The 18,591-nt window shown below is 52.4% G+C and carries 14 protein-coding genes; 8 read left to right on the top strand and 6 right to left on the bottom strand.

The genetic code is table 11. The features are described 5' to 3' along the window. Nucleotides 1-41: 41 nt before the first annotated feature. Nucleotides 42-758, top strand: a complete 717-nt coding sequence (locus tag NYE26_RS02255) for a cytochrome c biogenesis protein CcdA (protein ID WP_339253571.1) — start codon at nucleotides 42-44, stop codon at nucleotides 756-758. Nucleotides 759-776: 18 nt separating this feature from the next. Beyond that, nucleotides 777-2,330 (top strand): bifunctional peptide-methionine (S)-S-oxide reductase MsrA/peptide-methionine (R)-S-oxide reductase MsrB, encoded by a 1,554-nt coding sequence (gene msrAB / locus NYE26_RS02250; protein ID WP_339253569.1) that lies wholly within the window; start codon nucleotides 777-779, stop codon nucleotides 2,328-2,330. Nucleotides 2,331-2,757: 427 nt separating this feature from the next. On the opposite strand, the gene galA is transcribed toward msrAB, so the two are convergent. Beyond that, the gene (galA, locus tag NYE26_RS02245) at nucleotides 2,758-5,529 is read right to left on the bottom strand and encodes a beta-galactosidase GalA (protein ID WP_339253567.1); all 2,772 of its coding nucleotides are present in this window, start codon (nucleotides 5,527-5,529) and stop codon (nucleotides 2,758-2,760) included. Nucleotides 5,530-5,744: 215 nt separating this feature from the next. Between galA and NYE26_RS02240 the strand changes: the two genes are divergently transcribed. The 5 genes from NYE26_RS02240 to NYE26_RS02220 all read left to right on the top strand — a co-directional run bounded on the left by NYE26_RS02240 (nucleotide 5,745) and on the right by NYE26_RS02220 (nucleotide 12,961). Then, complete coding sequence (locus NYE26_RS02240; RefSeq protein WP_339253565.1) at nucleotides 5,745-7,511, top strand: histidine kinase; 1,767 nt, start codon at nucleotides 5,745-5,747, stop codon at nucleotides 7,509-7,511. Between the two features lie 12 nt (nucleotides 7,512-7,523). Next, nucleotides 7,524-9,089, top strand: coding sequence for a response regulator (locus NYE26_RS02235; protein WP_339253564.1), 1,566 nt, complete (start codon nucleotides 7,524-7,526; stop codon nucleotides 9,087-9,089). Nucleotides 9,090-9,281: 192 nt separating this feature from the next. Beyond that, on the top strand, nucleotides 9,282-10,244 hold the full coding sequence (locus tag NYE26_RS02230) for an ABC transporter permease subunit (RefSeq protein WP_339253562.1): 963 nt from the start codon (nucleotides 9,282-9,284) through the stop codon (nucleotides 10,242-10,244). A gap of 11 nt (nucleotides 10,245-10,255) precedes the next feature. Next, the gene (locus NYE26_RS02225; RefSeq protein ID WP_339253561.1) at nucleotides 10,256-11,146 is read left to right on the top strand and encodes a carbohydrate ABC transporter permease; all 891 of its coding nucleotides are present in this window, start codon (nucleotides 10,256-10,258) and stop codon (nucleotides 11,144-11,146) included. Nucleotides 11,147-11,203: 57 nt separating this feature from the next. Further along, nucleotides 11,204-12,961, top strand: a complete 1,758-nt coding sequence (locus tag NYE26_RS02220; protein ID WP_339253559.1) for a hypothetical protein — start codon at nucleotides 11,204-11,206, stop codon at nucleotides 12,959-12,961. 64 nt (nucleotides 12,962-13,025) lie between these two features. Here the strand turns inward: NYE26_RS02220 and NYE26_RS02215 are convergent, their stop codons facing one another. From NYE26_RS02215 to NYE26_RS02195, 5 genes are all read right to left on the bottom strand, one after another. Continuing rightward, entirely contained in the window at nucleotides 13,026-14,129 is a 1,104-nt protein-coding gene (locus NYE26_RS02215; protein ID WP_339257290.1) for a slipin family protein, read from the bottom strand. 1,289 nt (nucleotides 14,130-15,418) lie between these two features. Next, on the bottom strand, nucleotides 15,419-16,150 hold the full coding sequence (locus NYE26_RS02210) for a copper amine oxidase N-terminal domain-containing protein (RefSeq protein WP_339253558.1): 732 nt from the start codon (nucleotides 16,148-16,150) through the stop codon (nucleotides 15,419-15,421). 54 nt (nucleotides 16,151-16,204) lie between these two features. After that, the gene (locus NYE26_RS02205) at nucleotides 16,205-16,528 is read right to left on the bottom strand and encodes a nucleoside triphosphate pyrophosphohydrolase (protein ID WP_339253556.1); all 324 of its coding nucleotides are present in this window, start codon (nucleotides 16,526-16,528) and stop codon (nucleotides 16,205-16,207) included. Between the two features lie 3 nt (nucleotides 16,529-16,531). Then, complete coding sequence (locus tag NYE26_RS02200) at nucleotides 16,532-17,221, bottom strand: nuclease-related domain-containing protein (protein WP_339253555.1); 690 nt, start codon at nucleotides 17,219-17,221, stop codon at nucleotides 16,532-16,534. Nucleotides 17,222-17,361: 140 nt separating this feature from the next. Then, nucleotides 17,362-17,859, bottom strand: a complete 498-nt coding sequence (locus NYE26_RS02195; RefSeq protein ID WP_339253553.1) for a hypothetical protein — start codon at nucleotides 17,857-17,859, stop codon at nucleotides 17,362-17,364. A gap of 152 nt (nucleotides 17,860-18,011) precedes the next feature. Between NYE26_RS02195 and NYE26_RS02190 the strand changes: the two genes are divergently transcribed. Next, the gene (locus NYE26_RS02190) at nucleotides 18,012-18,257 is read left to right on the top strand and encodes a helix-turn-helix transcriptional regulator (RefSeq protein ID WP_339253552.1); all 246 of its coding nucleotides are present in this window, start codon (nucleotides 18,012-18,014) and stop codon (nucleotides 18,255-18,257) included. Nucleotides 18,258-18,591 lie beyond the last annotated feature (334 nt).

Here is an 18,591-nt window from a genome sequence, read left to right as displayed (position 1 = left end):
TTAGCGTTAGAGAAGCAGTACTCATATAGGTGGTGACAGAGATGGCTGGTGATTTTGTATTCCTGTTCGGCGTTTTCGGCACAGGGGTATTATCGTTTTTTGCACCCTGTATTCTGCCGCTGCTTCCGGTCTATGTCTCGTATCTGTCCGGAAGCCTGGCGGGCAATGTGAATCAGGGAGGGGTGGACACAGGCTCCATGCGGTTCCGTTCGGTATTCATGCTGCGGACGCTAATATTCGTGCTTGGACTGTCTGTGGTCTTCATTACCCTGGGCTTCGGCTCCGGTATCCTTGGCAGTGTCATTTCAAGCTCCAGGTTCATTGCCGTCTGCGGAGCGATTGTCATCTTATTCGGAATCTACCAGACCGGACTGATCAAGATCTCCTGGCTGGAACGGGAAAAAAAGCTGTCCAGTCCCCGCGCAGCACGCGGCGGCTATATCGGGGCCTTCCTGCTCGGCCTGACGTTCAGCTTCGGGTGGACGCCGTGCATCGGCCCGGTACTTGCGGGCATTCTCAGCATCGCCGCTGGGGAAGGCTCCCCTGCTTACGGCGGATTCCTCATGCTGCTGTATACGCTGGGTCTGGCGATTCCTTTTCTCGTACTATCCGTCTTCTCGGACTATCTGGTGCAGCGGATTCGCCGCTTGTACCGGTTCATGGGAGGGATCAAGATCGCCTCCGGCTGTATGCTGATCGCCATGGGGCTGCTGCTAATGACAGACCAGCTGAATACGATTGTGAGCTGGATTCAATAACCGGTGGAGGAATCTGGTATGAAAAAGATATGGAAGTGGATGGGATATATGCTGGTGATTGGCGGCCTGCTGTCGATCCTGGCTGCATGCGGTGCGAAGCCCGATACAGCATCTGGTAAGACGGACTCCCCGGCAACCATGAACAAGGGGAAGCCAGCACCCGCATTCGCATTAAATGATCTGAAGGGCGACCCTATGAAGCTGGAGGATCTGAAAGGCAAGAACGTGTATGTGAAATACTGGGCCTCCTGGTGCTCCATCTGTCTTGCCGGTCTGGAGGAACTGAATACGCTGGCCGGACAGGAGAAGGATTTCCAAGTGGTCTCGATTGTAACTCCGGGCTACAAAGGCGAGAAATCCGCCAAGGAGTTCACGGAATGGTTCAACAAGCAGTCGTATGACAATCTGACCGTGCTGCTCGATGAAGATGGGACATGGGCCAAGGAGTTTCAGGTACGGGCCTATCCCAGCTCTTTTTATATCGATGAAGAAGGGTTGCTGGTGAAGTCCCTCCCGGGTCATGCCTCCAACGAGCAGATTAAGGACACCTTCGCGGGAATGAGCTCCGCCTCAGCAGCCGCTCCGGTTCCAGCGGTCAAGACCGCAGCTATAGCCGAGAAGGATCTGCGTGACCTGTACCTGGCGGGCGGCTGCTTCTGGGGCGTTGAGGCGTATATGGCTCGCATTCAAGGAGTTCAGGATGTCACCTCCGGTTACGCCAACGGGAAAGGCGAGAATCCGACCTACGAGGATGTCATTCGCGGGGACCGGGGATTCGCGGAGACTGTGCATGTGAAGTATGATCCGAAGCAGGTCACCCTGAAGCAGCTCATGGAAGCATATTTCAAGGTCGTTGATCCGACCAGCCTCAACAAGCAAGGCAATGATCGGGGCGTTCAATACCGGACAGGAATCTACTATTCCTCCCCGGAGGATGCAGCGGTTATCCAGCAGGCCGTAGCGCAGGAGCAGACCAAGTATGACAAGAAGATTGTAACGGAGGTCCTTCCTCTGGAGAACTACTATCTGGCGGAGGAATATCATCAGGACTACTTGGCGAAGAACCCGAACGGGTACTGCCACATCGACTTAAGCATCCTGGATGAGCAAGAGCCGGTTATCGATCCGGCCCAGTACCCGCGCCCTTCCGACGCAGAACTGAAGGAGCGATTAACCGCCGACCAATACGGGGTAGCCGTCAATAATGACACCGAGCGTGCCTTCAGCAACGACTATTGGGATAACTATGAGCCTGGCCTGTATGTCGATATCGCCACGGGTCAGCCCCTCTTCTCCAGCAAGGATAAATACGATTCCGGCTGCGGCTGGCCCAGCTTCACCAAGCCGATAGCCCCGCAGGTCGTCACCTATGATACGGATACCAGCTTCGGCATGGAACGCACCGAGGTCCGCAGCCAATCCGGTGACATTCATCTAGGCCATGTCTTCGACGACGGTCCCGCTGACCGCGGCGGCAAGCGCTACTGCATCAACAGCGCCTCCATCCGCTTCATCCCTCTGGACCAGATGGAAGCGGAGCATTACGGGTATTTGCTCGGGCTGGTGGAGTAGATTAAGCGGAATGATACAGAGGAAGAAGCTTCTCAACCAAGAATCGCCCTCCGCTAGCTCATAAGCTGAGCTGTGAGGAGGGCGATTTTGTTAAGATCCCATCATCCAGTCTGCCCCAAGTGAATAAGGGGACTTCGCGGGCAGCTGACATTGCCACGTGAATCTGCCGACTTAAAAATCCTGCCTATAATACAACATTCCTCTGTTTATTTCGGCTCAATTTCAAAATTGCTGCACAAAAGGAAACATTTCCTCTTCTCCACGCGGATTAGCGGGACAAATGTTGCAATTTGTGCAACAAGCCTCACAAACACATGGCATCTTCGTATTCATGTTGCAATAATTACAACATTTCCACTGATGCAGCGTGTAGTTAACCAAGTAGAAACGGCTATTGCTCCGAAAGCCGTGTTAGCCGCACGGCTCTCTACCCCTTCAACCCCATCAAAACAGCACCGTTAATGCCCGGTTTGTACACATCCGGCTGAATACCAACCAGCACGGACAATACAGTCTCGTCGCCAAGCTCCACATCGTCAAGCGCAACCTCCAGGGTCATTGGCCATGGAGAGGACTGCTTAGCCAGCAGCCGGCCATTGACATAGATTTCGGTATCCCCGCTAAGCGCGTGGAAATATAGATACGGGCTGCTGCTTCTCTCCCGCTCTGTCAGGGCGATGGAGCTGCGGTAAATCACATAGCCGTCCGCTCCCTGGAGCAGCTGCTGCGGCCCGAAGCTGACGTCGACCTTCTCCCAGGAATTCATATCCGTAGGATGAATCTCCACATTCGGGTCCGGACGCTCCGGAGAGAGCTCCTGTGTCAGCAGCCAATTGTTGATATACCGCTCGTGAACGGATAACACATAGGGAGGCTCGTCCACCGCTTCTACCGGGATGACCTGCACCAGAGGCTGCAAGCCTTCCCCCTGAAGCGTCAGTTCAATAGCGGTATGCCCCGCATCGCTGCCAACGCTGCCAACAATCAGCTGGAGACAGCCATTGAACAGGCAGCGCTCCATGAGATGATCCGGCTCGTGGGAGTTGGGATTGCCGTTGCCCGCCCCCAGAATAATGCCGCTGCCGGTCAGCGAGAAGGCTACCCGCTGCCCCGCCGTCTCCACAAACCGCCCTTCGGCGTCGATGGCGTAGACATTGACAACTACCGCGTCCCGCCCGTCGCCAAGCAGGGCCGGCTTGCTCGTTTCCACGCGCAGCGCGCAAGCTGCCCCGGGCGTTATTTTCTCATCCACAGCGACCCGCTTGCCCTGACGATACCCCTCCAGCCTTAGCGTTCCCGGCTCGTAAGGAATTTCCCATTGGCATTGCTCATAGAGTTCGACAGCCTGTCTGTACCGCAGCTCCCCGTTGACATACAGCGCCACTTCATCGCAGTTGGTATGCGTCATGACGGTCACGGGCTGACCTTCCTTCCCCGGCCAGTTCCAGCCGCCTGTGATATGCGCAACCGGCTCGTCCAGCCAGAACGCCTGGTACAGGTAATACGAATCCTTCGGGAATCCGCAGGTATCCAGAATACCGAAGTGGGTGCTGACGCTGGGCCACTCATAAGGCGTCGGCTCGCCGCGGTAATCGAAGCCTGTCCAGACAAAGGTGCCCATCATATAGTCGCGGGTATTAATGGCTTGCCACGACTCTCTTGCGGTGTTACCCCAATTCGCCCGTTCCCGGTCATAGCTGTCAAAAAACTGCAGCGCGGTGTCGCTGACGTAAGTCCCTCTTGTGGCAAAAGCACTGACCGTCTCGGACCCGATCATCGGCTGACCCGGATGCTTCTCGTGGAAGCGGTCATAGCCGCCGTGCATATAGTTGAATCCGGCGATATCCATCACGTCGACCGTTCCGCCGTCTTCCATCACGCCGCCGTTCATGGCCCCCAGAACCGGACGGGTATCGTCCAGACGCAGGATTGCCTGCTTCATCCGCTTGAACATTTTGCGCCCGACCGGTGTACCCTGCAGCGGCTCTTCATTGAACAGGCTGTAGAACACAACAGATGGGTGATTGCGGTCGCGCGTCACCATATTCCCGACCTGGCGCAGCCCTTCCGGCGAGCTGTCGAAATTACGGTTCTCGTCCATCACCAGCATACCGAGACGGTCGCAGGCTTCCAGCAGCTCCGGCGCAGGATTGTGATGGGCGCAGCGGTAAGCGTTACTCCCCATTTCCTTCAGCCGCTGTATCCGGTATTCATGCAGCGAGTCCGGCAACGCAACGCCAACCCCGGCGTGGTCCTGATGGTTGCAGGTGCCTTTGATCTTGAGCGGGCGTTCATTAAGATAGAATCCGGTATCGGGGCAGATCCGAATGCTGCGGTAACCATAAGAGGTCGTAACCGTGTCCCGCTCTTCTCCGTCCACCAGCAGAGTGGAGTGCAGCTTGTACAGGTGCGGAGCCTCCACATCCCACAGCAGCGGCGAGCTAAGCGGCAGCTCCTGCTTCAGAACGGCGGCTTCCCCCGCTTCCACGCGGCCTACGGTCCGTTCCTCCGCCACCACTGTCCCATCGGCATGCACCACACGGGACAAGAGTTCGTACTCCGCTGCCGTCTCCCGCTCATTCGTAATCCTCGTCTCCACGTTCGTCAACCAGTTCTCCCCGTCCTGCTTCACCGGATTGACCCAGATGCCGCGATCGGCGATGGACAGCGGGTCTTTCTTCGTAAGCCACACATGGCGGTAGATGCCCGCGCCTTCATACCACCAGCCCTCGGACACCGAGGCGTCCACCTTCACCACCAGCAGATTAGGGCGGTCGCCATAGAAGACGTTGTCCGTGATATCCACAACGAAGCTGGTATAGCCGCAGAAGTTCCGCCCCAGCACGCTGCCGTTCAAATAAATCGTCGCATAGGTGGCGATCCCGTCGAACTCCAGCAGCAGCTGTCTGCCGTTGTCGGACGGCTCCAGCTTGAACTTCTTGCGGTACCAGCCAATGCCGCGCGGCTTGTAGCCGAAGTCCGGCACCCCGCCCTCGCGGTCGAACGGCTGGCGGTAAGACCAGTCATGCGGAAGCCCCACCGTCTCCCACTCATTATCGTTCCATTCAATACTGGCTGCTCCCATAATGCCGCCTGCCTTGGCGTTGCCGTATACCGCTTTGTGGCTGTTCTCCACCGGGATGGCTACATCCCCATGATGAAACAGCCAATCCTTGTCCATGCTTAACCGTTCTCTCATATAGGTCAATACCTCTCTATCGTTGTAATACTTCTATTGTAGAAAAGCGGAACGAAAGACGTTAGTACAAAGGGAGGGAACCAATCGCACAAAATGAACATTAATGCATTTTCGATTGTTCTTTTGGACGGCAGCATTCATAGTAGATCATAAATACCCATACGGCGACCGGCTTCCCGGACCCGTAAAGATCTGCCGCAGAAGGTGACAAAGCCATGATATCCAAACGAAGAAACAGCATTATGGTCAAAATGATAGTGTTCTATACCATTCCCTTTATTCTGCTCTCCGTCCTGCTCGTGTGGAACAGCACCCATACCACGCGCAACATCCAGGACAGCTTCATCACCAATATGTCCCATGCCTTCGACCAATCCTATCGGGATATTGAAGGCCGCATCCAGGTGGCATCGGATCTGACCTCCATGGTCAGCCGGAACAACAAAATGCTCGAATTCATCAATGACCCCTATCTGGGGGATCAATCGGAATTTCTGAAGGAATATCTGGACACCGTCACGCCCATTATCAAATATGCGACCGCTTTCTCAGAGAGTGACGATTATTCCATCCGTGTCTATATGGGGAATGACGCCATCCCGGAGTCGTGGCCTTATTTCTTTCATCTGAGCAACTATTCTTCTCATCCGAAGCTACAGCAATTTATGCAAAAGGATTCGGAGACCCGGCTGTGGCTGCTGCCGGATGACCGTGAGCTGGGCCCCGCCAGCTTACACGATGAGCGCAGGAAGTATACGCTGCTTACCAAGCTGTATTCGCCTGCCCGCGACATGCTCGGACTCGCCGTGGTCACGCTGGCCGAGGACAGCCTGTTCAGCATCGAGGAGGAGCCCGCCAATCTGTCGAACGCCCAATTCCTCTATGCCGGCGGCCATATTGGACTGTCTACCGCAGAGCTGGACGAAGCAGAGGAAGCAGCCATCCTGCAGCAGCATATCGGCGATAAGCGAGCTTATTTTATCCATGGAGAATATTTATATTTGCATCGTAACCTCGATTCCATCGGCCAGAGCCTGGTGTACAAGGTGTCGCTGGAGCAGCTCAATGCCTCTGTCCGCAAAAATGTGTGGAATCAGATCCTGCTAATCGTGTTCAGTATTCTGCTGCTGATGATCACTTGTTATTTCATGTTCAAAATGATTTTTCTGCGGCTCAACAAAATTGTGTCGGTCATGCGCCAGGTCATTACCGGCAACACTTCGCTCCGCATTCCCGACAACAGGCCGGATGAACTGGGACAACTCGCGCATGATTTCAACGATCTCATCGAGCGCAATAACGAGCTGATCCACCGGGTGGTCATGAAGGAGCGGCTGCGCAAGGAAGCCCAGATCAAGGCGCTGCAATATCAGATCAACCCGCATTTCATATACAACACTCTAGACATCTTCCGGATGCAGCTGATTAAGGCCAGGATCTTCGATACGGCGGACCGGCTGGCGGATTTCGGGCAGATCCTGCGCTACAACCTGAGCGACAATACCCTGCATACGACGCTGAACGAGGAGATCGGCTTAATCCGCAAGTACGTCAGTCTGCAATCGCTGAGCAGCAGCAAGGAGATCAGGCTGGACATCGAGGTCCAGGAATCGTTAAAAACCTTTCCGGTGATCAAGTTCCTGCTCCAGCCGATCGTCGAGAACAGTATTAAATACGGGCAAACCGCCCGGCGGGAGCTGCTGCATATCCAGGTGCGGGCCTACGCCATTCAGCAGCAGGTCATCATCGATATCACCGATAACGGCTGGGGGATGGAGGAAGAACAGATTGCCGGCCTGAATGAACAGTTCCGCGCCCCGCTCCATTACGAGGACCCTGCGGCCGAGCCGCCCCGCCGCTCCATCGGCTTGCACAATATCAACTCCAGACTGCGCCTGTATTACGGCGACGCCTACCCCATTACCATGGAGGGCAAGACCAATGACTATACGAAGGTTCAGATTAGAATTCCTTATGAATGAGAGGGCTCAGGGATGTACAAGCTGTTGGTCGTAGATGATGAGAAAATCGTGCGCGAGGGCCTTCAGGATATTATTGAGTACCTGAAGGTGCCTCATATCGGCCCGCTGCTGACCGCGCGCGATGGCGCGGATGCGCTGGAGCTGATCGCGCGGGAAGAACCGCCGATCGTACTGACGGATCTCAACATGCCCGGCATGGGCGGGCTGGAGATGATCCGTACGCTTAAGGAACGGCACCAGCGCCATAAGATCATCGTCATCAGCGGATACGATGATTTCCATCTGGTGAAGGAGAGCTTCAAGCTAGGCGTGCGCGACTATCTGCTGAAGCCGGTCCATTCGGGCGACCTTGCCGAGGTGCTGAACAAGACGGTGCACGAGCTTCAGCAGGAGCAGCAGCAGGACCTCGAAGGCCATTCCGAGAACAAGCTGGCCCTGCTGGAGAAAGCCAGCCGCAGCATGAATCAGGTTCTGCACACTGCCCCGGATGACCATGATGCCATCCAGGCCGTACTGGGTGAGCTGGGCTGCCGCTTCCCTCATCCTGTCACTGCGGCGGCCATCGTCTCCGTGAGCCAACCGGCTCCGCACGAGCCTTCCACCGGCGGCAACTGGGAGCATCTTCTGCTGGCTGCCGATTGGGAGCAGCCCCATCTCAGTCTGCTCCCCTTCTATAACCGCCATAATGACCTGGTCCTCTGGCTCAACTATAATGATCAGTTGTATGATGCTGGCGCCATACGCAAGCTGCTCCAGCCGTTCCTGGCGGACGGCTCCGCCGCGGTTGCCGTCGGTGCTGCGGTCCACTGCGCACCCGGCGCGGTTCATCCCGAAGCAGCCGGTGCTACTGAGTCCGGTAGCCGCACGAGCGGCTTGGCCTTTGCCTACCAGAGCGCACTGGACACGCTCCAGTACAAGCTGATCACCTCCCGCCAGAGCCTTATTGTATACGAGGACACACTGAACAAGGAAGACAATCGGATCAAGCCGGAGCATCTGAGAACGCTGGTGGAGCTGATCGATATGGGGCGCCGGGAGCAGGTGCTCCCGCTGATCCAGCATTATTTTAACGAAGAGGCCCTGAAGAGCAGCAGCATGAGCAGCATTCGCCACAATTACGATATCATTCTGCACACGATCGGCTGGATTCCCGGCCAGAAGCGCGACTTCTCTACCTTCGAACGAAGCGAGGCCCTGCGGCTGTACCTCAAGTCCTGCATCCTGCACATGATCGAAGCCCGCGAGAGTCTGGTGCACACCGGCGATGTAGTGGAGATTGCCAAGACCTATGTGCAGGAGCAGCTGCTGAACGGCATCAACATGGCTTTTATCGCCAATTATTGTAATATGAGCTATAACTATTTCAGTAAAATGTTCAAGGACAGCACCGGGGTCAACTTCCAGGATTATGTCACGATGAAGCGGATGGAATACGCCAGGCAGGCCCTCAGCGGACTCAATGTCAAAATCCACACAGTATCCGAGCAGCTCGGCTACAGCAACCCCAAGAACTTCTCCCGCGTCTTCAAAAGCTATTTCGGGGTCAGTCCGAAGGAATTCCAGAAGCAATCCCGGTGAATTCAACCTAAGCGGTGATTCCTCCGCCCCACTCTGCCTCATGACAGCAAGCTCCCCGTTTCGCTGACGCGAAATGAGGGGCTTTTTGTCTGATCAGGATGAATAATGATACCTTTTCATAACCTCCAATCCTGTTATCGCTTTCTTAATCCGCTTACAATTGATGAAGCACAAGAGAAAAGAGGTTGCCAGATGACAGATTCAGAGGCTACGCTCGCGGCGCGCAAATCCCCGGGCACAGGCAGGAACTTCCGGAACAAGGATCAGCTGTCGCTTCAGACCATGATTCTTCCCGGTATTATATTCATTCTCGTCTTTACATTTATTCCGCTCTACGGTGTACTGATTGCCTTCAAGGAATATAACATCGTCACCGGAATTCGAGGCATCTTTACGGCAGAGTGGGTCGGATTGGACAATTTCAAAGAGTTCGTGAACGATATCAACTTCTGGAATATGCTGCGCAATACGCTTGGCATCAATATCCTGGGGCTGCTCATCAACTTCCCCCTGACCATCCTGTTCGCACTGATGCTTAACGAGCTGACTTCCCAGCATTTCAAAAAGCTGACGCAGACGGTCACTTATCTGCCTCACTTTATCTCCTGGAGCATCTTCGGCGGATTGATTATCAACATTCTGTCGCCGAGCAGCGGTGTCGTTAACTATGTGCTGCTGCAGCTTGGGATCATTTCCGAGCCAATCCATTTCCTTGGGGAAAAGGACTACTTCTGGCTGCTTGCCGTGCTCACGAATCTCGTTAAGGAGCTGGGCTGGGGGGCCATTCTCTATCTCGCCGCCATTGCGGGCATTGATCAGGAAATGTATGAAGCAGCCTATATGGACGGGGCCACACGCTTCCAGCGCATCTGGCATATTACGCTGCCGTCCATTACCGGCACGATTGTCATTTTACTCGTATTCTCCATTAGTAATATCCTGAATAGCGGCTTCGACCAGTTCTTCGTGCTTCAGAATCCTCTGAATATTGATAGCAGCGAGGTCATTGACACTTATGTCTACAAGGTGGGGCTCAGGGAGTTCCGTATGGAATACGCTACGGCTGTTGGCTTAATGAAGACGGTCATTGCGCTCGTCCTGCTCTATCTTGCCAACCTCACGGCCAAAAAAATAACAAAAAGAGGAATCTTCTAGGGGGTACGCTCGTGGTTAAGGATCGCTCATGGCGGGAACATCTGTTCAATGCATGCAATGTTCTGATTATGCTCATTCTGATTGTATTTACGCTCTATCCGTTCTGGTATTCCGTGATCGGCTCCTTCAACGAAGGCGCAGACTACGCCAGAGGCGGCGTGTACCTGTTCACCCGGCAGTTCACCTGGGACAACTACAGCGCTTTGTTCAGCGACAGCGCTCTGATCCGGGCCTTCGGGGTTACGGTGGCCCGGACGGTGATCGGTACGTTCACCCATATTGTGTTTACAGCTATGTTCGCTTACGCCTTCTCCCGCCGGAACCTCAAATACCGGAAATTCTACTCCATGCTGGGACTAAGCAGCATGTACCTCAGCGGCGGAATGATTCCGTTCTTCATTCTGATCAACTCGCTGGGGCTGTATAATCACTTCCTGGTGTTCATTATTCCGGCCTTGTTCAGCTTCTGGAACGTGATACTGTTCCGCTCCTATTTCGCCGAGCTGCCGGAAGCGCTGATCGAATCGGCCAAAATCGACGGCGCCGGGGAATACACCATCTTTTTCAAGTTTATCCTGCCTTTGTCCAAGCCCGTGATCGCCGCGGTCTCGCTCTTCACGGCCGTCGGCCACTGGAACGCTTATTATGACGCCATGATCTATACGTTCGGCGATCATCTGCAGACGGTCCAGCTCTATATCCTGAAATTGGTTCAAAGCACGGAAGCCGCTCTACTGCTGGCTAATATGTCGGGAACCGTCGGCACATCGCACAGTACCGTCACGACAACAACCCTGCAATTGGCCGCCATGGTCGCCGCATCGCTCCCGATTGTGCTGATTTATCCTTTTGTACAGAAGTATTTCATCAAGGGCATGCTCATTGGCTCTGTCAAAGGATAAATCCGCCTTAAGGTGGGATGAACATATAGCTTACGATGATAACTTGGGGGTAAAAAAATGAAGAAAACAGCAACGGCCTTATTATCCATCTGTCTCAGTCTGACACTCGTATTAACCGGCTGCTCCAAAGCGGGCAACGCCACTAACGAAACCACCCCGTCACCTACAGCGGCTGCCGGCAGCGAAGGCGCAAGCGCGAATGCAGCGACATCCTCAGAACCCGGCTGGAAATCTAACACGGCGCCTGCTACCTTGTCCTGGTATGTAGGCGTACCGGGGTACTCCAAGAAATGGGATGCGCAGAACAACTATGTAGACAAGCTTATTACCGGGGAGACCGGCGTCAGCGTCGATTATGTACTCGCCGGGAATGATGTGAACTCCGAATTCAACGTGATGATGGCAACCGGCAATCTGCCTGACATTATCACGCTCGACCGCTGGAACAGCAACTCGCTGATCCAGACGCTGATGAGCAGCGGCACAGTGGCTCCCCTTAACAAGCTGATGGAGGAGTATGATCCGTACCTGACGACCATTCTGCCGCCATCCATGGTAGACTGGTACACCCAGCCGGACGGCAATCTCTACTCCATTCCGAACTACTATGTATCTCCGGAGATGCTGGATCAGTATCCCGGGGTGAAGAAGTTCTACAATGAACGCTCCAACGGCCAGATTCTGGTCCGCCAGGACATCATGAATGATCTTGGCATTACCATGGAAGACCTGCAGCAGGAGGATTCCCTGATTGCAGCGCTGAAGAAGGTGAAGGCCGCCGGGGTGAAATATAACGGCATGGATGTCATTCCAGTCTATCTGGACGATAAGGATAAATATATCAACGACTCCCTGAGTGTGCTGAGCGGCTCCTTCGGCGCCGTTAGCGAGACAGAGGATGGCTCTTATTCGGATGTCCGCCGCACCAGCGAATTCAAGCACGTGCTGAAATTCGTCAACCGGCTGTATTCGGAAGATCTGCTGTCACTGGAGAACTTCACAAGCGACCACAACCAGATTGCGGAGAAAATGACGCAGGGCTCGATCTTCATGAAGATCGGCAGCTACGCCGACTACAAAGACCCGGTCAACAATCTCTACCAAGCCGATAAAGAAGCGAAATATGTAACCGTTGACGCGATTCAGTCCAAGGAAGGCACGCTGCCGCAATACGGCAGATCGCTCAACAAAGGCTGGACCTTAACCTTTATTAACAAAAAGTCCAAGCAGCAGGACCGCGCGATTCAGTTCCTGGAATATCTGTACAGCGAGCATGGCCAGACCGTCAACAGCTTCGGCAAGGAAGGCGAGACCTTCACGGTAACGGCAGACGGCAAATACAAGCTGAACACCGAGATTGAGGAAGCCATCAATAAGGACTGGAACGCCGCCTCCAAGAAATGGGGCTTCGACTCCATCTGGTGGATGGTCAATGAAGTATGGCTGAAGGATGTCAAAGAAGCCGAAAAGACCGAGCAGACGGAATACATGGACAAGCTGTTCTCCGGCACAGCCAAATATATGTTCAGTAATGACGTTATGGATTCCGGCAACCTGTTCGATGCCTATGAGCCCGGCTCCAAGGAAGCCAATGCCGAAGCGAAAATCAATGTCTACTGGGCACAAGTCGTTCCCAAAATCATTTTCGCTAAAAGTGATGCCGAATTCGAATCCGTCTACACCGAAGCCCTCGCCACCCTGGACAAGCTGGGCCTGAAGGATATCGAAGCCGCGAAGAATGCCCGTGTCCAGGAACTCAAGCAAGCCACTGGCACTAAGCTGGTATCGCCTAAGTATACTGGAACTTATCAATAAGGCAACAAATAAAGACGCTGCGGGGAGACATTCCCGGGCGTCTTTTACTTATATCTTAAGTGGTCTACTTATTGCTGCCGATGAGCGAGCTTAACCGCTCCAGCAGATCGCCGCCGCCCGTAACCGAGATGGAACCGATCCGGTCGCATATCTTCTCCAGGAATTCCAGCTCCTTGAGCCGGAACAGCGTCTGATTCTCGTCCATCAGCTTCGCCGTATTCAGCAGGCTGCGTGTTGAAGCTGTCTCTTCCCGGCGGGTAAGCAGGTTCGCCTGCGCCTTCTTCTCGGCGAGCAGGACGGTGTTCAGGATGTCTTTCATTTCCCCCGGCAGAATCACATCCTTCACCCCCGCCCCGACAAAACGTACCCCGAATTCTTCTCCCTTCTCCTGGATACGGGACAGAATGAAGGTGGCAACATCCTCTTTTCGTTTCAGGAGATCGTCCAACTTCAGCGTCCCGACATATTCCCGGAGCAGGAGCTGAAGCTGGATGTGGATCTGCTCGTCAAACCCCTTCATCTCCAGAACGCGGTGCGGACTTACGATGGTGTACTGGCATACGAAGTTCAGACGCAGCGAGACCTTATCTTCAGTCATCATTTCCTGGCCCACCAGATCCATCTGCTGCTGTCTTAGATCGACCGTCTTCGTCAGCACCGAGACCGGTCCCTTCCAGAAATAATACTTACCCGGCGTAAGCTCCCGCTGAAGCGTATGGTCATAGAACAGGAATCCCTGCTCGTAGCTCGCGATTTCGTAGCACTGCACATATGGAGTAAGCTTCGGGATAATCGAGCGGTCGATCCCGACAGGCAGCTCCGGCTGCCGGATATCCGTATGCACGAAGGTGTGCTTCCTCAGGAGGTTCCAATACGCATACACCCCCGGCTTCAGCAGCTGCATGAATTGACCATCCTCATAGTGCAGCACGTTCTCATGATCCTGTACGCGCACCACATCAAGCTCCTTCAGGAGTTCATCCTCCTGTAAGAACAGCTCCAGATCTTTGCCCTCGACACTAAAAGGTCTGCCAATGTTCAATACTACTACCGTATGCTGCGACCATGAGAAGTAACGGTAGGTTCCTGGCAGCAGCCGCTTCACATAACTTCCCTTATGAAAGAGCAGACCGCGCTGGTCCGCTTGAATCGTGATTGGCTTCAACATCATATGTATTACCCCCTTCATGTTTGGCCAATGGATGACAGAATCCCGCTGCAGACCGGGCGGAATCACGTTTGAGACAGGCGGTCTGCCGGGAGGTCCGGGAGGACTGCTTGAGGTCCGAGGCTAACCCAACCTTCAGCCAGCCTTCGTTCCCTTCCGTCCTTACCTAGTCCTCCCCTGCTGCCGCACCATCGGTATCCACGGATTGCAAAGCCCTTCCGCAGTGCGCTAGACTAGCCGCCAGAGATTCTGTCCATTGGTTTCCTTACTCCGATTGTGCTTCAATTGTGGCTCGATGGAAATCGAGTACTGTAACCAACGTCGCTGTGAAGGCGATCGGGGAATCGAACCCCTTATCTGCTCTTACCGCAACGGACCGTACAGGATACCGTAACATACATGCCGGCACTGCGGGATCACCTGAGATCCCCGCCTCGTTACGCCCGTTCGGATAAGAACCGGATGTAGGATGAACGCGCTCAGCGTTATCTTACAGGGTCCATCATCGCTTAGATCGGGCGGAACGAACATGGCGGAAGTATTACGATGGGAGAATAAATTTCCAGAGGGGGATTTTAAGAGGCACAGGAAAAAGCCCAAAAGCAGGTGGGGAGCCTGCTTTTGAGCTTGGGTATGGCGATTGCGTTTGTATATTAAAAATTACTACAAAAAAATAGACCGCCCTCACCAAAGGAATCGGTCTATTTCTTGACTGCTATTCCGAAAGCCACCGCCCTTAAAAGTGGATACTGCTTCGAGAGTCGTGTTCGCTGCACGGCTCTCTTTTTTCATTATACTTTCTTCTGCCTATTGCACCACTCTCTTAGAATTACTCAGTAGCCTGGAAAAGCTTAAGCTTATGAAGTAGCTTTCTGCGAGAGCTTTTAGGTAATGCCTGTGGAGGTATACCAAGCATTGACCCTAATGATTTCGTTCGTGACTCTGGTTGTGTTGATTCTCTCTTTCCACAAAAAGAATCAGGCCACCCCGGCCAACGGTAAGCGTCCTATTTCAATGGATAACCTTTAGAAGCCTCCGCCCTTAAAGGTGGCTATTGCTCCGAGAGTCGTGTGTCCAGCACGGCTCTCTTTTTTTATTATACTTTCTCCTGCCTATTGCACCACTCTCTTAGAATTTCTCATTAGCCCGAGCCCACTCTTCCGTACCTTACTTCCTTGTGTTCTTTACTCGATCCGTGAATTGAAAATCACATAATCCGGTGCTGTGGGGACATTGATTGTGAATGACAAGGCTCCTGCCTTAGGAGTAGCCTGAGAAGGGCCGGGAAGCTACCGGACTACCGCCTGCCCTTGGCTGTTCACAGCGACGAACTCCAAGCTGGAAGCGCCCTTAGGAATGACGAACCCGGAGTCATTAAGCACGCTGAGGCTTAGCCGGAAGCCTTTCCCATCAGCAGATTGTGTCAACAGTGTAGGGTAAAAAGGATTCTGGTTCTCCCCAGGCACATCTCCAAACGGAGTCACGCTCTGCCACGACTTGGCCTGCGGCAGCACTGTGTCACCCCGGCCCTGCACTATCAGTACATTGCGGTTAAGCAGGTTGGACATGTTCTCCCATTTCACCTTCTTCAGTCCGGTGAGGATTGGGCTCATGGGTGCAAACAGCACACCATCCCGCAACTGCGGGGACACTCCCAGCGCTATCGCACTCCCGTCTTTGGTTACCGCCGTAGCCTGCCCAGCCCGCAGTTTCCCCACACTTTCCCCAAGAAGCGAGATCGTAGAGCTCTTGCTGGCGGCATTATACGTCAGCTTCGCACCCAGTGCTCCTGCGAACGAGCGGACAGGTACCATTAATTTACCTGCCTGTATATAGGGCGCCAGCTTACCTGGAAACAACACATATTGGTTATTGATCAGCAGCGGCCTGATCTGATTCCCCACTACCGGTTCAGCCTGCACCTGAGCCGCCGTATGTACGACTGGCAGCAGACCGGCGCACAGCAGCATAATCAAGGCTTTCATAGCGAGCCTAAAGAATGGACGTTGGCGATGATTCATAATTATTCTCTCCATTTATTGTTTATGATTTGAATAGAGTTAGATGCCTAATGACTACTCCTTCACTTCAATTAGAAAAGTTCGATCTGCAAAGCCTCCACGTTCCTCAGCTTTCTTTGCGCGTACCTTTTCTAGATCCTCTGGCAGGATCTTATGTAATTGAGCAAGAGCATGGACCACCTCTAGAATATCGGCCAACTCTTCCACCGCTTCTGCATCACCACCAGCTTGGTTATACTCTTCTACCTCTTCACGAAGCTTCTTTTTCAGTTCAGAAACATAGGATTCATACTCTAAAGTTATGCAATTAGAGACCTTACCTGTGCCTTGGATAATCTCAGGGATTTTGTCACGAACAAGCTTGTTGTAGATCAGCATTCCTTATTCAGCTCCTTTTCTTGATTTTGTCACATGCAGCTTACGAATCTCGGTATCGGTGATATTAGCCTGAACCAGATGATCATATATAGTTTGGATCTGCGCCATAGAAATAAGAGGCTCGGGGTTCACCGTCTTCAAGCTGATCAGCTTTCTAGAGATAAACTCACTTAATTCTACGTCATAGACAACCAGTTCATCCGATTGAATGTTCCGCAGCTCCGGGTCAATACTGAACCGACATCTCATTGTGAATGAAATCATAGAGATGTATTTTATGACGGCTACATCTTTCAGCAGACTCTCAATGGCCTTGATATGCCCATAATTCTGCTTCAGCGGGTTATACATATTGTAACGGTTGCTCACTGACCACTGCTGATCCGTCCGCCCACCTTTAATTTCTCCATTGTAGTTTTTCGTCTCAATGACAAATACGCAATACGGGGAAATAACAACATGATCAATCTGGGCGTAACCTATTCTAGACTTAGGATTAGGAAGCAGCAGATCACTTAGAGATTTACAGTCCTTAGGTAATTGATCAAGCTGAATGTTAATTTTATGCTCGCCCAGCTCGCCAATGCGGGTGGGTGCAACCTTGGGCTTAGCTTTTGGATCGTGTGCCTTACGTACAGCCTGTGGCGGCTTAGGGTCTGACTTTTGGAAGAGTTTCTTTAGTGCTTCAAACATAACCCAACCTCATATCCTCTGGATTTACAATATGTATGGTAATTCGACAATATGGGAAGGATTCCCTCCCAAAAAGAGCATAAGAAAAGGACTGTCGCGTGAACAGTCCAAACATGAATATGTTTATTTGTCTATTGTGATTACTCCGAGAGCGCAGATGGAGCATTAAAGGTATTTGCAAGCTGCATTCCATCCTTAAGTCCTTGTAGATATAGGCGCTCATAAAGAACGGACTGCTTTACTTGAAGTTTGTTCTCCCAATCCTCAAATTGCGGCTTACGTGCAATATCTAAGGAGTCGAACAACGCCTGAAAAGCCTCGCTTTCCTCTTCAAAAGCTTGTCTAGGCTCAGACTCATATTCTATTTGTGCCGTTACCTCATTCAATCGACCCTGAATCGTTTGAATAAACCATGCCGGAAAACTCACCACATCTCCCCCTGGACAAAAGTTTAACCGCAAAGCCTCTGAATATCCGTTCCTTTCTTGATACATCTGATTAATAAGTTCATCCACCCTACGACTCTGAGCCTGAAGCGCCTCATTAGTGCTTAACTGAACCCCTTCTTCCAGTAACCTTTGCCCGAGTTCATTCAGCCTTTGCTTCTCCTCCTCATACTTGTGAATTAGATTGTGCATTGCACCCTCACCTTTCTGACAAAGCTATGGTTGTAGATGATGTATAGAGATTTTAATGCGTTTATCGGTTTATTTTATTTTAATTCGATATTCGCATTAAAACAACTCCTACCTCGCATACAATTTGGTTAATATTGTGAGGTGACACGGAAATGAGACATCGTAAAGAGCCCCCAGGTGACAAAAACATCATTGGGAGCCGAGTTGTAGCAATTCGCAAAGCTAAGAAAATGAAGCAGAAGGATTTCCTTGCCCGGTTACAAACCTTTGGATTGGACATAAGCCCAACCAGTTTATCAAGATTGGAAGGCCAGCATAGGCTGGTACAAGATTATGAGGTTGTGGCGGTTGCCAAGGCGTTGGAGGTTTCGGTTGGAGAATTGTTGGGGGATAGGTGAAGAAGGATACTGCAAATTCCTCATTTAATATGTAATCAAAAGTGCGTAGCATCTCACATATATTATGAACATATGAGATCATCGGCAATCCATGTAGCTAAACCCATAAATCACATATTTATAACTTTTAATTTAATTCTATCTGCATACATTTTTTGCTTGTAGAAACTCTTCATCAACAAGATATCAACAAGGAAGTAAAGTTCTTTTCAAGAAACCTCCTCCGGCTTGCTTGAACAAGTTACGAAAGAGGGACTTACCGTCTGATTTCTGTGGCTAACAGGCACCGCATAACTTAAGCCTATATCAGCCTTGAATATAATATTTTGGAATC

Source organism: Paenibacillus sp. FSL P2-0136 (assembly GCF_037975325.1).
Lineage (GTDB): Bacteria > Bacillota > Bacilli > Paenibacillales > Paenibacillaceae > Paenibacillus_AQ > Paenibacillus_AQ silagei.
Note: the sequence above shows the minus strand (reverse complement) of the source record. Positions and strands in the feature narration are given on the sequence as shown.

Excerpts from the sequence above, each read along its gene's own strand:
- NYE26_RS02200 (WP_339253555.1), bottom strand. The coding sequence starts at position 17,221 with ATGTTTGAAGCACTAAAGAAACTCTTCCAAAAGTCAGACCCTAAGCCG.
- NYE26_RS02235 (WP_339253564.1), top strand. The coding sequence starts at position 7,524 with ATGTACAAGCTGTTGGTCGTAGATGATGAGAAAATCGTGCGCGAGGGC.
- NYE26_RS02195 (WP_339253553.1), bottom strand. The coding sequence starts at position 17,859 with ATGCACAATCTAATTCACAAGTATGAGGAGGAGAAGCAAAGGCTGAAT.
- NYE26_RS02230 (WP_339253562.1), top strand. The coding sequence starts at position 9,282 with ATGACAGATTCAGAGGCTACGCTCGCGGCGCGCAAATCCCCGGGCACA.
- msrAB (WP_339253569.1), top strand. The coding sequence starts at position 777 with ATGAAAAAGATATGGAAGTGGATGGGATATATGCTGGTGATTGGCGGC.
- NYE26_RS02210 (WP_339253558.1), bottom strand. The coding sequence starts at position 16,150 with ATGAATCATCGCCAACGTCCATTCTTTAGGCTCGCTATGAAAGCCTTG.
- NYE26_RS02215 (WP_339257290.1), bottom strand. The coding sequence starts at position 14,129 with ATGTTGAAGCCAATCACGATTCAAGCGGACCAGCGCGGTCTGCTCTTT.
- NYE26_RS02240 (WP_339253565.1), top strand. The coding sequence starts at position 5,745 with ATGATATCCAAACGAAGAAACAGCATTATGGTCAAAATGATAGTGTTC.
- NYE26_RS02190 (WP_339253552.1), top strand. The coding sequence starts at position 18,012 with ATGAGACATCGTAAAGAGCCCCCAGGTGACAAAAACATCATTGGGAGC.
- NYE26_RS02205 (WP_339253556.1), bottom strand. The coding sequence starts at position 16,528 with ATGCTGATCTACAACAAGCTTGTTCGTGACAAAATCCCTGAGATTATC.
- NYE26_RS02255 (WP_339253571.1), top strand. The coding sequence starts at position 42 with ATGGCTGGTGATTTTGTATTCCTGTTCGGCGTTTTCGGCACAGGGGTA.
- NYE26_RS02220 (WP_339253559.1), top strand. The coding sequence starts at position 11,204 with ATGAAGAAAACAGCAACGGCCTTATTATCCATCTGTCTCAGTCTGACA.
- galA (WP_339253567.1), bottom strand. The coding sequence starts at position 5,529 with ATGAGAGAACGGTTAAGCATGGACAAGGATTGGCTGTTTCATCATGGG.